The sequence below is a fragment of the Ignavibacteriales bacterium genome (genome assembly GCA_016214905.1).
In the GTDB taxonomy this organism is placed as follows: Bacteria; Bacteroidota; Ignavibacteria; order UBA10030; family SZUA-254; genus PNNN01.
In genome coordinates this window covers 1-16182 of the sequence record JACRMQ010000009.1, presented here as the reverse complement: position 1 = coordinate 16182, position 16182 = coordinate 1, and the positions used below count along the sequence as shown (strand labels likewise).

At 41.6% G+C, this 16182-nt stretch carries 14 protein-coding genes; all 14 read right to left on the bottom strand.

Features of this window, described 5'->3' with window-relative positions; all coding sequences use genetic code 11:
- Positions 1-155 precede the first annotated feature (155 nt).
- Positions 156-1259 (bottom strand): flavodoxin-dependent (E)-4-hydroxy-3-methylbut-2-enyl-diphosphate synthase, encoded by a 1104-nt coding sequence (gene ispG, locus HZB59_13585; GenBank protein ID MBI5022461.1) that lies wholly within the window; start codon positions 1257-1259, stop codon positions 156-158.
- 82 nt (positions 1260-1341) lie between these two features.
- Complete coding sequence (locus HZB59_13580; protein MBI5022460.1) at positions 1342-2244, bottom strand: rhomboid family intramembrane serine protease; 903 nt, start codon at positions 2242-2244, stop codon at positions 1342-1344.
- 128 nt (positions 2245-2372) lie between these two features.
- Positions 2373-3548, bottom strand: coding sequence for a phosphoglycerate kinase (locus HZB59_13575; protein MBI5022459.1), 1176 nt, complete (start codon positions 3546-3548; stop codon positions 2373-2375).
- A gap of 20 nt (positions 3549-3568) precedes the next feature.
- Entirely contained in the window at positions 3569-4624 is a 1056-nt protein-coding gene (gene gap / locus HZB59_13570) for a type I glyceraldehyde-3-phosphate dehydrogenase (protein ID MBI5022458.1), read from the bottom strand.
- 208 nt (positions 4625-4832) lie between these two features.
- Entirely contained in the window at positions 4833-5459 is a 627-nt protein-coding gene (locus tag HZB59_13565) for a ComF family protein (GenBank protein MBI5022457.1), read from the bottom strand.
- Positions 5460-5568: 109 nt separating this feature from the next.
- A complete protein-coding gene (gene uvrB, locus HZB59_13560) occupies positions 5569-7584 on the bottom strand; it encodes an excinuclease ABC subunit UvrB (protein ID MBI5022456.1) in 2016 nt (671 codons plus the stop codon).
- 60 nt (positions 7585-7644) lie between these two features.
- Positions 7645-8523: a hypothetical protein gene (locus tag HZB59_13555; protein ID MBI5022455.1), complete on the bottom strand. Its 879-nt coding sequence runs from the start codon at positions 8521-8523 to the stop codon at positions 7645-7647.
- 16 nt (positions 8524-8539) lie between these two features.
- Complete coding sequence (locus tag HZB59_13550; GenBank protein MBI5022454.1) at positions 8540-9757, bottom strand: ABC transporter permease; 1218 nt, start codon at positions 9755-9757, stop codon at positions 8540-8542.
- 10 nt (positions 9758-9767) lie between these two features.
- Positions 9768-11186 carry an efflux RND transporter periplasmic adaptor subunit gene (locus HZB59_13545; protein MBI5022453.1) on the bottom strand — a complete coding sequence of 473 codons (1419 nt, stop codon included), beginning with the start codon at positions 11184-11186 and terminating at the stop codon, positions 9768-9770.
- An 85-nt stretch (positions 11187-11271) separates the two neighbouring features.
- Complete coding sequence (locus HZB59_13540; protein ID MBI5022452.1) at positions 11272-12246, bottom strand: aminopeptidase; 975 nt, start codon at positions 12244-12246, stop codon at positions 11272-11274.
- Positions 12247-12264: 18 nt separating this feature from the next.
- Positions 12265-13617, bottom strand: coding sequence for an MFS transporter (locus tag HZB59_13535; GenBank protein ID MBI5022451.1), 1353 nt, complete (start codon positions 13615-13617; stop codon positions 12265-12267).
- 282 nt (positions 13618-13899) lie between these two features.
- Complete coding sequence (locus tag HZB59_13530) at positions 13900-15357, bottom strand: aminoacyl-histidine dipeptidase (GenBank protein ID MBI5022450.1); 1458 nt, start codon at positions 15355-15357, stop codon at positions 13900-13902.
- A 100-nt stretch (positions 15358-15457) separates the two neighbouring features.
- Positions 15458-15817 (bottom strand): PqqD family protein, encoded by a 360-nt coding sequence (locus HZB59_13525; GenBank protein ID MBI5022449.1) that lies wholly within the window; start codon positions 15815-15817, stop codon positions 15458-15460.
- Between the two features lie 74 nt (positions 15818-15891).
- On the bottom strand, positions 15892-16182 hold a 291-nt coding region (locus tag HZB59_13520; protein MBI5022448.1), incomplete at its 5' end, for an oligopeptide transporter, OPT family.

Here is a 16182-nt window from a genome sequence, read left to right as displayed (position 1 = left end):
AGACATTTTTTACCCCCGTGTAGCCGCAATCTCCTCACGGCTTTATTGAGATGGCTGCATCTTTGGCATTCACGCGGACATTTAGCTTAAGATACCATATAAAAGTCCGCGGCTACAATAGTATGCTCGATTGAATTTATATCCGTAACGAAATATTATAACGGCTGGAATTTTTCAACCTCCTCCAAAATTGCAGAAACAATTTCCTCCTCTTTTATTTTTTTCACTACCACACCCTTCCGGTAAAGAATAGCAACTCCCTTTCCTGCCGCAATGCCGATGTCGGCTTCACTTGCTTCACCGGGTCCGTTAACAACACAACCTAGAACGGCTATCTTAATCGGTTTTTTCACACCAGAAAGTTTTTCCTCGAGTTCTTTCATTATACCGAATAGATCAACTTCTAATCTGCCGCACGTCGGACAGGCGATCAATTCCACATTACGTGTTGCTAAACTTAATGAGCGAAGAATTTCCTTCCCAACTTCAACTTCTTTTACAGGATCATCGGTGAGAGAAACACGGATTGTATCTCCAATCCCCTCCGCTAAAAGAGTTCCGATCCCAACTGCAGATTTGATCGTTCCAACTTTCGTTGGTCCGGCTTCCGTTACCCCAAGATGCAGTGGAATATCTGTCCGCTGTGCAATTAACCGATATGCTTCAATCATCAACTTCACATCTGTCGACTTCACAGAGATTATCACATCTTTAAAATTAAACTCGTCACAAATCTCAACATGCCGCATAGCGCTTTCGAATAATGCCTCGGCTGTTGGATAACCGTGCTTTTCCAGAATATCTTCTTCAAGCGAACCGGAATTCACACCTATTCGTATCGGAATTCCTTTTGCTTTCGCGGCTGTGAGAACTTGGTGGATTCTGTCTCTTGAACCGATATTCCCAGGATTCAATCGAACTTTAGCAACATTCGCTTCAATAGATTTCAGAGCGAAGATATGATTGAAATGTATATCCGCAACAACCGGTATTGGAGATTGTTTAACTATTTCTGCAATAGCATCGGCAGCGGGTTCATCGTTCACTGTTACACGGGCAATATCGCATCCTGCAATAGCCGCTTGCTTAATTTGCGCAACTGTAGCTGCGACATTCGATGTCTTCGACTTAGTCATGGTTTGAACAGAGATTGGCGCATTGCCCCCGACAAGAACTCCGCCAACATTAACTTGACGAGTCACTCGCCGAATTCCAACTTTGTGTGAGGCGTGCTCTATAGATTGAGGGTTATTTTGCATTGTAAAGATTATTTGATTGAAAATATTGTAATAATTGTAATAACGGTATTTAAAGCAGCGTGAATCCTGATACGTGAATCAGTTAATTCAGTTTCTTGCTTGCTTCAAATAATATCCTTCTTTCTTCTTCGGTCAGGCTCTGGTAACTATGCTGATTAATTTTATCGAGAATATCATCAACACTTTTTTCAGCATCAGATTTTCTTTCATCACGCAGATCGAAGTAACTTGCATCCGCTATATCCGCTCTTCCCGACGACGCATACTCATATTCCTTTCCACCGCTTACATAAGTCATTTTACGTCTTGGGATAAAACGATCAAATGAAAAGCCCTTCCGTTCGGCAATCAGATACAGAAAACCAACCGCGGCACCTCCGAGGTGAGCAAAGTGCGCAATGCCGTCCATTGTGCCGGTAACACCCGCGTATATTTCAATACCGATATAAAGCAGAACAAAATATTTCGCTCGAATGGGAAGGAGAAAATAAATAAAGATCGGTCTTTCGGGAAATAACATGCCAAACGCAATAAGAACACCGTAGACAGCGCCTGATGCGCCAACAGTTGGACCGCCCGCGGCAAACAACGGAGCGATAAAAAGATTCGACAGACCTGCGCCAAGACCACACAGCATGTAGTACAAGAAAAATTTCTTTGAGCCCCACAGATTTTCCAATTCCATGCCGAACATCCACAAAGCTAACATGTTGAAAAGTAAATGCATCAGTCCGCCGTGCATGAACATATATGTGAACAACTGCCACACGTAAAATCCGCTTCCGATCGGATATAAAGGAAGTATCGTATCTATGAAAACAGACAATGGCATTCCTTGAATGCGGAATAAACTGAAGAAGCTCGCAAGAAAATATACTGCTACATTACTGATCAGAAGGGCTTTGATTACAGGAGGAAAAAACTTAAACCCGCCGAAAAACGAGGGTCTGGAATAGCTTGAACTGGAGTATCGATAGTATGACATGGAATAATATAAACCTTTTCTATTATAAACGAAAGTGAAACCGTTTGGGTTTCATCCTCACCCTAAATAAAAAAGTGCCGTGAGAAAATATGTTACTTTGAACTATTCACACGGCACAATTTAAATTATTATTTGTTCATTAACGCGGCTACACCGGGAAGAATTTTCCCCTCCAGAAATTCGAGTGAAGCCCCGCCACCTGTAGATACATGAGACATTTGTTTTGCAACTCCGGATTTTTTTACTGCCGACGCGCTATCACCTCCACCAATGACGGTGGTTGCGCCGCATGAAGCCAAGAGCTTCGCAATCGCGAACGTTCCTTCCGAGTACCGCGGATCTTCGAAAACTCCCATCGGGCCGTTCCAGACGACAAGTTTTGCATTTTTCAGAATTGCACTGAATTTTTCGATACTCATCGGACCGATATCCATCATGCTTCCGCCACTTGGTACTTTATCAGCATCAACAATTTTCGGTTGGGCTTGCGGATCGGATTTAAAACCAACAACGCCATCCGTAGGCAATGAAAGTTTATCACCTGCTTTGGCTATAATATTTTTCGCAGTATCAACAGCGCTCTTTTCCACTAAACTTTCTGCCATGTTGAATCCCTTTGCGGCGAGGAAAGTATTCGCCATACCGCCGCCGATAATCAGTGTGTCACACTTAGTCAATAAGTTCTCAATCACCGCGATCTTATCACTGATCTTAGCGCCGCCAAGAATAGCAACATACGGCCGCTCGGGATTCATTGTGGCTTTGCTTAAATATTCCAATTCCTGCTGCATGAGAAAACCTGAAACTGCGGGAATATATTTTGCAACACCTTCTGTGCTTGCATGAGCGCGGTGCGCGGAACCGAAAGCATCGTTCACATATACATCTCCGAGCATGGCAAGTTTTTTTGCAAACTCAAGATCGTTCTTTTCTTCTTCTTTATGGAAACGGACATTCTCCAACATAAGCAGTTCACCCGGTTTCAAATTATTCACCAGTGACTCAACCTCTGTTCCAATACAATCGGGCGCCATCTTTACCGGTTTGTTCAACAATTTTGAAAGCGATTCAGAAGCCGGTTTCAAACTAAACTCAGGTTCGAAGCCAACTCCTTTGGGACGACCTAAATGACTCATCACTATCAACGAAGCGCCCTGATCAAAAACATATTGGATCGTTGGAAGTGCCGCGCGTATACGTTTATCATCGGTTACGATTCCTTTATCCATTGGGACATTGAAATCGACACGCATCAGAACGCGTTTACCTTTGAGATCAATATCCTTTACAGTTTTCTTATTCATATATAAATTTTTTATTTCGCTTATAGTTTCGAAGCAATAAGATTAGCCAGATCTGCTGTTCGAACAGAGTAACCCCACTCATTATCGTACCATGTAACGACTTTAATAAAATCGCTCTTCTCTTTACCGAGAACCTGTGTGAACGGCAAATCTACCGATGAGCTATGCGGATCGCCTTTAAAATCGATGCTCACAAGTGGTTCATCAATCGCGGCAAGAATACCTTTCATCGGTCCGTTTGCCGCATCACGAAATACCTGTCGCAATTCTTCGGTAGTGCATGGAGTTTCTATCTGCGCTGTAAAATCCACGACGGAAACTGTTGAAGTTGGAACGCGCAGAGCGTAACCATCGAACTTTCCTTTTAATTCAGGAATAACCAACGCCAATGCTTTTGCGGCCCCCGTTGTTGTCGGAATAATGTTCATCGCGGCAGCGCGGGCACGACGTAAATCGCTGTGAGGTAAATCTAAAATCTTCTGATCATTTGTGTACGCATGAATCGTTGTCATCAATCCTTTGCTGATTTTAAATTTATCGTGAACCACCCTTACTGCCGGTGCGAGACAATTAGTTGTGCAAGAAGCATTTGAAATAACATTATGATTTTTTGGATCATAGTTTTTCTCATTCACGCCAAGAACGACAGTCAGGTCTTCACCTTCGGCGGGGGCTGTGATAATTACTTTCTTGGCTCCACCTTTTGTGATATGGTTTTCGGCACCTTTTACAATCTTTCCCTTTTTGTTCACACCGTCTTTCTTTATCGTGAAAAGTCCGGTTCCTTCAATTACTATATCAACACCCACACTACTCCATGGAAGTTTGTCCGGTTCGGTTTCTTTGAACATTTTGATTTTTTTACCATCAATAATAAGTTCACCTTCACCGACTTCAACTTTACCGTTGAACTTGCCGTAGTTAGTGTCGTACTTTAAAAGATGAGCCATCGTCTTCAGATCTCCGATATCGTTTATCCCGACTACGTCCAAAGTCTTGGGATAGTTATCGCGAATAATCCGGAACACCTGTCGCCCGATTCGTCCGAATCCATTGATGCCTACTTTAACTGCCATTGAGAATCTCCATTTCGTTTGAATATTTTCGTTTTTAGATTAGAAATTTAATCATTTATTGCAATAATTTACCAAAGATGGGAATGAAATACAAATGCGAATAACCTGACTATAAGGAATATTGATTAGAAATTCTTCAGTGTCAACTGTAGATTCGCTCGCGGCTATAGGGATTTCACATATAAATAAACTCTTTGCCGGAATGTTCCTATTCTGCTAACGCCACCGAAGCAGCGAGAACACGATCGGCACCGGATGTAAGAAGCACCTTTGCACACGAATTTATGGTCGATCCGGTTGTGATAACGTCATCTACAATGATGAATCTTTTCCCTTCAACTAGATTACAATATTTTTCATTTATTTTAAAAGCGTCTCCCACATTGTCTTTTCGTTCAATGAGATTTAGTTGAGTTTGAGTTTGCGTGTACTTCTGTCTGATCACTAATGAAATATTTAAAGGAATTTTATTGATGTTCGACATGCCTCTACAAATATATTCGCTTTGGTTATACCCACGCTCGCGATATTTGAGTCTGTGCAAAGGAATTGGTATCAGGTAATCAGCGTCGGCATAGAATTGATTGAGTAGTAATCTACTCCCCAATTCTTCACCTAATCGTATTCCTAAAGATTTCATCCCCTGATATTTTAGAAGATGAATAAGCTGCTGTAATGTTCCTTCCTTTTCAAATAAAAAAACCGATGCTAAATCTTTTATCAAACTTTCAGTGTCGAATTTTGATTTAATCTCTTTCCATGTGGGATGCAATGAATCGATGCGTAATATGCTATCCCAACATTGGCGGCATACACGTTCTGTTTTATTTTCCATGCGTTTATTGCATGCGAGGCAAACGGGTGGAAAGATAAAATCCTTAAGAGGATCAACAAAAGATTGTCGGAATATATTCAGTAATTCTGCCTCCATCATACAACCCGTTTTATTTAATCATTTTCTCCATTCGTGTAATTTCATCTCTTAAATCTGCCGCTCTTTCAAACTCCAGATCTTTCGATGCCTTTCTCATTTCCAACCGAAGTTCTTCAATAAGGTCTTTGCGTTGCTCATTCGTCATATATTTAAAAACGGATTCCGAGACAATCGGCACCTTTTCTCTTTCGCGCCGAGCGTCTCGCGAAGCTTTCACATCCGCAACCGATGTGGCAGCAAGAATTTCTTCAGTCGTTTTGTAAATAGTCTTCGCGGTAATACCGTGCTTTCTGTTGTATTCGATTTGTTTCTCGCGCCGCCGCCGCGTTTCATCCAGCATACGTTTCATCGATCCGGTTTCAATATCGGCGTAGAGAATAACTTTCCCGTTTAAATTCCGGGCTGTTCTGCCTGCCGTTTGTATCAATGATTTATCTGATCTTAAAAAACCTTCCTTGTCAGCATCTAAAATCGCCACCAACGATACTTCAGGTAAATCCAATCCTTCACGCAATAAATTTACACCTACCAACACATCGAAATTACCCAAACGCAGGTTGCGCAATATTTCCACCCTCTCTAACGAATCTATTTCAGAATGAATATACCTTACCTTAATTTTTATATCACTGAGATATTTTGATAAATCTTCTGCCATTCTTTTCGTCAGCGTTGTAACTAGAATCCGTTCTTTTCTTTTTGTGCGCTCGCGGATTTCATGAATGAGATCATCAATTTGATTCTTAATGGGACGGATTTCTACTTCGGGATCAACAAGTCCGGTTGGACGAATTATCTGTTCAACGATGACTCCATTAGATTTGCTCAGTTCATACGGACCCGGAGTTGCACTAACAAAAATAACCTGATTAATAATATTTTCCCACTCAGCAAAAGTGAGCGGTCTGTTATCTAACGCCGAAGGTAACCGAAATCCAAAATCGACCAATGTTGTTTTGCGTGCGCGGTCGCCATGCCACATACCGCCGATTTGAGGAACAGAGACATGCGATTCATCTACCACAAGTAGAAAATCTTTCGGAAAATAATCCAGCAAACAATGTGGCCGCGATCCCGGTGGTCTGCCCGCGATGTGACGGGAATAATTTTCTATACCGGAACAATATCCAACCTCGCACATCATTTCGATATCGAACCTGGTACGTTGCTCTATCCTCTGTGCCTCGACAAGCTTTCCGAGTTGTTTAAAAGTTTTCACTTGCTCATTCATCTCAGCTTCAATATCTATTATAGCGCGTTCTAAAGTCGCGGGTGTGGTTATGAAATGCTTGGCCGGATATATGATCTCAAATTCACTTTCTGAAACAAACTGACCCGTAAGGGGGTTTATACGAGATATTTTTTCGATCTCATCACCAAAAAGTTCGATCCGCAATGCCTCTTCGTTTTCATAAGCGGGGATTATTTCAACGATATCACCGCGGACACGAAATGTTCCCCTGCTGAAATCAAAATCGTTTCTTGAATAATGAATGCTGATAAGTTTTTTTAGTAAAACGCTTCGTTCAATCCGGTCTCCCTTTTTAACGCGGATCATTTGATCGAGCCATTCGTCCGGCGCGCCGATGCCGTAGATACAACTTACAGAAGCAACCACGATCACGTTTGAATCACCACTTAGCAATGCGCTTGTTGCCTTGAGACGAAGTCTGTCTATCTCGTCGTTCACCGACGAATCTTTTTGAATATAAGTATCGGTTACCGGCAAATATGCTTCGGGTTGGTAGTAATCGTAATAGGAAATAAAAAATTCAACGCGATCTTTAGGAAAAAATTGCTTAAACTCCGCGTACAACTGAGCAGCGAGAGTTTTATTATGAGACATGATGAGCGTGGGTTTATTTATTTGTGCGATGACGTTCGAGATCGTAAAAGTTTTTCCGCTTCCTGTAACACCGAGAAGGGTTTGATATTTATCGCCGCGCAGGAGACCCTCAGATAATTCTTTAATCGCCTGCGGTTGATCACCGTCCGGTTTAAAATCAGAGATAAGTTGAAAAGCCATCTATTTAATCATTGTAGAAATAATTACATTTCGATTTAAAAAATGAGACGCAAGATTGATTCATTTTTGCAATAATTTATGCTTCACGATATACGCATCAATAGCTTTGGGAGTTCTGCCTAAAATTTCGGCGATCTTTTCGATCGGCTCACGACCGTAATTTTCTATAACATAGGATTTATCTTGTTCACTCCATAATTTACTTGGACCTGAACTTAATCCCAATTCACCGGCGTAATTGATAATATTATCTTTACTTCGTTGTAATTTTTCGGCAATCTCGCAGGTTGGAATATTTTTGTAGCTGGTACGAAGATATTCTTTTTCTTCTTCAGTCCACCTTCGCGGTTTTGCCCGTCGGTTCAAACCATGGCGACTCAAGTAATGATTGACCGCACTTAAAGTTAAACCTAAACTTTCTGCAAGTTCCTTGTTTGATTTCTTTTTAAAATTTTTTACAAGAAAGCGGTGTTCCTCTTTTGACCATTCATGATCATGTTGGGGTCTGTGCACCCCGAGGTATTGCGCATAAATAAGCAGGCTGTACCTTGATCTGCCGATCATCTTTGCAATATCGGTGAGTGAAATCGATCTATCAGGATAATATTTTCGGAGTAATTCTTTTTGCTCTTCGGTCCATCGTTCGTGGCGAGGTCCGGTTAGTCCTAATTTTTTCATTCTTCCAAGAACCGATGGGATTGTTCTTTTGAGAGAACGAGCGATCGATCCGTTAGTTCGATCCTCGTGATGCCGTTGTAGATAATTATCTTCCCATTCCTCCCATTTTTTTAAATTTTTAACATGGATTTCAAGTTGCCCCGCTTTCATGGTAACAGAATCGGTTGACCTGCCGATCTTATCGGCAACATACTTAGCCCCGCGTGTCCGATAAGATTTTTTTAAAAGTTTTATTTCATCTTCCGTCCATACCTTAGTCACAATAACCCCCTATAAATTATTCATACCTCAATGCATCGATCGGATTAAGACCTGATGCCTTTCTTGCCGGATAATATCCGAAAAATACTCCTACCACCATAGAGAACGATACCGCCATAACTATTGATTGTGTTGTAACGAATGTGGGCCATCCCGCAAATTTAGAAACAAGGTTCGACGCAACAACGCCGAATAAGATTCCGATTAGACCACCAAGCAAACTCATTACAATAGCTTCCATTAAGAATTGAGTCAAAATATCTCTCTGTCGCGCACCAATGGATATCCGTATTCCAATTTCACGCGTTCGTTCCGTAACCGAAACGAGCATTATATTCATCACTCCGATTCCTCCAACCAGAAGAGAAATTGACGCTATGCTGGCGAGAAGAATCGTCATTATATTTGCGGTTGCAGATTGAGCATCGGCAATCTCTGTTTGTGTCCGAATAGTAAAATCGTTTTCATCGCCAAAACCCAACTTATGACGCGCTCTCAGAAGATCGGTTATTTGCTGCTGTGCTTCAGGGATTTGTTTTTTTGTAACAGCTGAAACAATGAACCCCCATGAATGAGTGTGCCCCATTAATCGCTTCTGTAAAGTGGTGTACGGAATCAGAACAACATCATCCTGATCCTGACCCATCGCGTTTTGACCTTTCGATTTCAAAACACCTACAACTCTGAATGGAATACTTCTGATCCTGAGAGTCTGTCCGATCGGATCCTCGGTTTCAAATAACTGATCACCGATGGTTTTTCCTATGACGCAAACCTTAGTTGCCGCGCGAACATCCTGATCTGTGAAAAAATCACCTGCAATTAACTGCCAATCGCGGATCGGAAATATATCTGTTGTGCCTCCTTGTATTCTTGTTCCCCAATTTTTATTTCCATATACAAGTTGCCCGCCTGTTCCAACCTGTGGACTGACGTACGCAACAGCAGGACATTGTTCTTTTACGGCATTTTGATCTTCCTCGGTTAATCCTGTTCCGGTTTGGCTGCCGCTCATTACACCACCGCGGCCCAAAGATCCCGGAAACACCATAAGAACATTCGATCCGAGAGTGCTTATCTGCGACTCAACCTGTACACGCGCACCTTCACCAACGGCTATCATGGCAATCACAGCTCCTACCCCGATTATTATCCCAAGCATCGTGAGAAGCGATCTCATTTTATTCCGCAATAGGGCATCAAAAGCTATCCGTAATATTTCAAAAAATCTCATCATATAATTATCATCTCCGACCCATTCCGCCGCCGCCCATCATCATTCCGCGCTGTTGGCTGAAAGGATTCGTCTGTTGTCCGCCACCCGCCATATTATTGCCGCCGATTGTCCCAATGATTACTTCATCTCCTTCCTTCAATTCTTCACCCAGCAACTCAACCCAACGGCTATCACCAATTCCGGTTCTCACCGATACCGATTTTAATTCTTTCCCTTCGGATAAAATCCAAATGCGCGACATTTTCTTTATGACTTTATCCGGTGTTTTATTTTTAAACATTGCATCAATATTTTTCTCTTCATCTTTCGTTCTCATTCTTCGATCACGTCTAAACTCGCCACCTCTTTCTCCAAATTCTCTCGGCTGTCCCTGCCTTTCACCTTGATGGAATTCCGGAATATTTCTATTAACCGAACCTTTATTACCTCCACCAGCTTGATTATCCGCTTCAATATTTTTTTTCTGTCCCTTTTCATCATCCGATTTTCCGTTCATTTTTTCCAACACTTCAGCTGGTGGTTGAAATCGTGTTGCAAGCATCGGCACACGTAATACGTCTTCTCTTTTGTCAACTAGTATAGTCGCTGTTGCAGTCATACCCGGGCGTAATTTCATGTCATCATTGCTAACGCTGATAATTACTGTGTATGTTACGACATTTTGTACAGTTACCGGTGCTAGACGAATTTGAGTGACTTCACCTGAAAAATCGTGCTGTGGATAAGCGTCGACTGTGAACGAAACTTCCTGACCGATATTCACCTGTCCGATATCGGCTTCATCAACACTGGCTTCGACCTGCATCTTTTTTAAATCCTGAGCGATCGTGAACATTCTCGGAGTTTGAAAACTAGATGCAACAGTTTGACCGACATCGACATCTCGCGAGATAACAATACCATCTATCGGTGCTCTTATTACGGCGTATCTCAGATTCACTCGTGAGCGTTCAACTGAACCTTCGGATTGTTTCAACTGAGCTGCCGCCGCTTCATACCCGGTTTGGGCAGCATCCAGATCGGCTTGAGATACAAGATCTTTCTTAAATAGTTCTTTTGTTCGATTCAATGTCCTCTGAGCTTCGTTTAATTGGGCGCGGTTTCGTTCGAAATTCGCTTCCGCCTCTTTCACCGAAGCCCACAAAAATGTTGAATCAATCTGTGCAATAGGTTGTCCTAATCTTACAACTGAATTAAAATCGACGTAAATTTTTTCTATGATACCTGAAACCTGTGTACCGACTTGAACCGTACGGACAGGATTGATTGTACCTGTCGCTCTAACCTGAACAGAGATATCACCTCGTGTAATTTTTTCTGTCCGGTACTCAATCTTATTTGAATTGCCGTTAAAGAATAAGAAATAAACCGCAACTGCGATTATGATAATACCAACCCCTGAATATATAAATATTTTTTTCTTCATTTGACGTATATGGTGATTATTTGATTAATTAAGGAAATAGGCTGAAAATTAGACATAATTGATAGTAAAAAGTTTACTGAGATATTCACAATTCGAAATTAATCAAAAACTTTCCATCTTTCATTATCATATTGTCATCGAACCAAACTGTCGGTTGCTTAATTAATCCATCAAGATGACTGGCGACACGCACAGATCCACCCATAGATTTATTATCACCGAACGCTATGTGGATTGTTCCCATCACTTTTTCATCTTCTAGGATTTTCCCTGTCAGAATTGCCTTGTCATTTGTGCCGATTCCAAATTCAGCCACCGTGTATGCATCCTTACCATGCGGTTCCAATAATTCGCGCAATCGTTTTGCCTCATCGCCGCCGGTGATTTCTGTGGCGTATCCATCTTTTACTATTATTTTGATAGGTGTGTTCACCATACCTACACTTGCCATCGATCCATCGACTACAACAACGCCATTTGATAATCCTTCGAGCGGGGCAAGATATGATTCACCCGTCGGCAAATTTCCCCATAAACCTTTTTCTCTAAAAAGTCCTGAACTTGCATGTGCTTCACGCCCTTTGATCGGCATTGTTATATCAGTACTCAATGAAGTTGTTACACGAATCACTTCGGTTTTCTCCATCATCTTACAAATTTTGAATGTCCGCTCGGCGATTTTATTGTAATCGGCGTTCATACAACGAATCATTATTTCTTCCGTTACACCGGGAAGCGTTGCAACACGGGCACCAGTTACACTGGCGTTTCGTCTCGCATCGGTATGTGTCAACGATTTTGAAGTTGGACACAAAACTACATCCACCTTCTTCATCAACTCGGCAACTTCAACCGGAGGTTCTTCTCCGTTGGTTTTGCGCGGAAGCATTTCAATCAGCATCACCTCAGTTCCTAAATCTTTTGAAGCTTGCCATAGTGAATAACCGATTGTTCGAAGTGGTTCATCGGTTACAATAAGGACTTTTTCATTTTGTTTTGTACCCATGCAATCGCGGACAGCGATGAGAGAGGCAGAATAAAGGTGAGAAGATGCATTCATAGATATTTCCTACAATAATTATTTTTTTAAACCACTTGCGTTTTCTAAACCATGACCATGTATTCCCATTTCTCGCTGCCTTAACAAGAACGCAAAAAGCAATCCAAAAAATCCTAACGAAGTAAATATCCACATGCCGAGTGTGTAACCATTCGGATTTGCAGCGCTTGCTCCTGAAAAATCGTTCGCCCATCCGATCAGAAGATTAAACCCGAACAATCCAATATTTTGTATCATTGTCATCAATCCGTAAGCTGTTCCTAATTTTTTAGGATCGACGATGTACGCGACTGAGGGCCACATAACCGCAGGTATTAGAGAGAAGGCAATCCCCATTAACGACATTGGTATTATTAGATAAAAAGGTATGACCGCTTGTTCGATTCCAAAGAATGCAATGTTTACAGTCAAACCACCTTGCAAACCAATGAACGAAGCAAGATCAATTTTGTATGCCATGATAAGGTATACAGGAACAATTAGAAGCGAGCCAAACATCATCATCAAAGAACGCTTCCCAATTTTATCAGTTAACAACCCGAAAAGCGGCGTGAAGATCATTGCCGCAAGTGTCAACATGCTCGATAGATTCCCGCCCACTTCGCGTGTAGTTCCGTGTGCTTCCTGAAAAAATTTTATTGCAAACGTTTGAAACGGAAACATTGCCGAATAAAATGTAACACAAAGTGCAGTGATGTACCAGAATGAAACACCGAATTTAAAAATTTCTTTAATCTCTATTTTATCCTGATTACCTTCTCCCTCCATAGTAAATTTTTTATTCGCGTAAACATCCATTATATAAAAGACTATTATACAAATCACCGCAAACACTCCTGCGCCGACAGTAATCCAGAGCGGCGATTGCCAGTAATCGTACAAACTTCTTCCCCACGAAGGTGCATTCAGTGCCATGAACGATCCGAGTCGGGCAATAGTTAAATTCAATCCGAAAGCAAATGCAAGCTGTTTACCCTTGAACCATCGGGCAATTATTGTAGTGATAGCAACTATCATCGATTCGGCGCCGAGACCAAAAATAAGTCGACCCGAAGCCATCCAAAAAATATCTCCTTTGACCGCGGTTACTACCGCACCTAACATTATCAGTACGGTGAAGATAAAAACGGATTTCCGCGTGCCAATTCTATCTATGATGATGCCGCCGATCAAAACCATAATGATATTGGGGAAACTATAAATCCCGTTGAGCAGCCCAATTTCAGAATCGGTGAAGCAAAGTTGTGACTTCAACAGATCAGCGAGCGGACTTATACTATCGTAAATATAGTAATTACCGAACATTGCTAAACTGATGAAAAGCAGAACCATCCAGCGGTAAAGGGCAGAAGGTAAAGGTCGTTCAGACATAAAATATTAAGGAATTATTGGAGTTTTGCTAGAATGATTTCAATTAAAATATAGAAATTTTAGGGAAGATGCAAAGGTTTGATTCTTTCATCAATTCAAATAGGCGACAAGAACGTGTGACTCATTTCCAACTTCTAGTCGTCAATGAAAATGAGTCGCATATAACCAAATTGAGTCGTGGAGAAGATAGCACCCAATCGAAAGATCGGGTATTTTTTAATAATAACCCCTTCCGTTCCTTCCCCTTAACAAGGGGAAGGTTAGGATGGGATTAAATTGATGTCAGTTCGCGTTCCTCAATATCGCCAACAGGAAGTTCCAGAACTTCTCTACTGTATCGATATAAATCTTTTCGTCGGGTGAATGAACCGCTTCCAGCGTTGGACCGAAAGAGATCATATCCATACCGGGATACTTTTCTCCAATGATTCCGCATTCAAGTCCGGCATGTATCGCTTTGACATGTGGTTCTTTACCGGTGAGCGATTTGTAAGTCGCTTTTGCGACTTTCAAAATCGGAGAATCGAGATTCGGTTTCCAGCCGGGGTATCCATCGGATTGTTCAACTTTCGCTGTACCCAATTCGAAAACTGCTTTCACGCCAAATGCAATTTCGTCAATCTCTGATGCCACCGAACTTCGCTGACTTGTTGCTAAGGATATACCTTTATTTGTAGTGGCAATAACAGCGACATTGGTTGATGTTTCAACCAACCCCGGGATATCGGCGCTCATTTTTATTACTCCATGCGGCAACGCTGCGATTGTTTGCAATATTTTTACCTGCTGGGCTTTCTTCACAACTTTGCCCTTCTTCACCTTGGGCAATTCTACCATGCTGACTATTAAATCTTTTTCAACTGTTGCTAACTCAGCTTTCATCACGATATTACAATTAGCAACAATCTCCTTCGCCAAGCCGATTTTTGTTTTGGGGATAAAAACCTGCGCGGTGCATTCGCGCGGAATGGCGTTACGTTTATTTCCACCGTTGATAGCTGAGAGACGCGCGCTAACTTCACCAAGAGCAATGAGAACCCGGTTTATTATCTTAATCGCATTACCTCTACCTTTATCTATTTCAAGTCCTGAGTGACCACCTTTTAATCCTTTGACCGAAATTTCTGCAGCAATGTAAGGTGCGGGAATTTTTTCGAAATTTACTTTCCATGTTCCAAGTGTATCACGCCCGCCTGAACACCCGACGTAAATAGCACCTTCTTCCTCCGAATCAAGGTTCAGCAATATCTGGCTTTGCACAAAGCCCTTTTGTAAATTGTTCGCACCGGTGAGTCCGGTTTCTTCATCAATAGTAAATAAAAATTCAAGCGGACCATGTTTCAATGATTTATCTTCCATGATTGCAAGGTTAGTTGCAACGGCGATTCCGTTATCGGCACCGAGCGTTGTGCCGTTTGCCATTATCACATTATCTTTGCGTACAAGTTCGATAGGGTCTTTCATAAAATCGTGGACTTTATCCGCATTTTTCTCGCAAACCATATCGAGATGTCCTTGCAAGCAGATGCTTTTTTTGTTTTCGAATCCGGGTGAAGCCGGTTTTTTTACAAGTACCGTTCCGAATTTATCCTGCTTTGCTTCCAGACCGAATTTCTTAGCTGTATCATAAACATACTTTGAAATTGCGGTTTCGTTTTTTGAACCGTGAGGAATCTTCGCTATCTCTGCAAAGTATTTCCAAACAAGCTCCGGTTTTAATCCATTTATTGCATTTGACATTATTTTTACTCCTTCTTATTTCAATTTTTATTAGTAATAATACTTAATAAGAAATCCCGAAATATATTCGAAATTCCGAACAGCATCTAAATTTTAAGCGTCAAACTACTTTGATATTCTCAATAGTTAAAAATTTATCCCTCACCAACTGATTTACGAACTTACCTATTCTTTCATAGGATGGATCGAAGCTTTCGCCAAATTTTCCTTTCATCTCTTCGGCTATCTTTCCGACGGTTGTGTTACCATCGCATAGATTCCAGATAAAGCTTCCGTGATCATCAAGTTTTATTTTGAAATAGGGTCTCTTGATGTTCGGCATTATATATTTCACTAATAACCGATTTTGAAATTTCGGAACGAATAAAATTACTTCATTCTTTTCACCTGTTTCCCACTTCAGATTTCTCGATGGTTTTAAATCTAAAAGGTTTATTCTCTCAGTTTCGTTTTGGTTCATACTCTCTTAAAATAATGAAAAGATTCTCATTCCCGTCCCAATAACCAAATGGGACGGGAATTAGAATAACAATATTACATAACCGCTGTCGGTGGAGCCGGCTCATCCGGTCTGCCCGCGTTCTTGACCGGTATCTGGATCAAGAGCCATGCGATAAACAGGAACACCAGCGAACTGACGTAGAACGGGAACGGGAATCCCGCAAATATCGCAGGAAGCCATGCATCGTACTTGATATCGCCAACCGCAAGTCCGGCAAAAAGTAATCCGATTAAAGCTTCACCCGCGATTAAACCCGCGGCGAGAAGAACACCTGTATTCTCAACCCGCGCTTTTTGCGCATCGTTGAATTTCTTCTTTGCTAC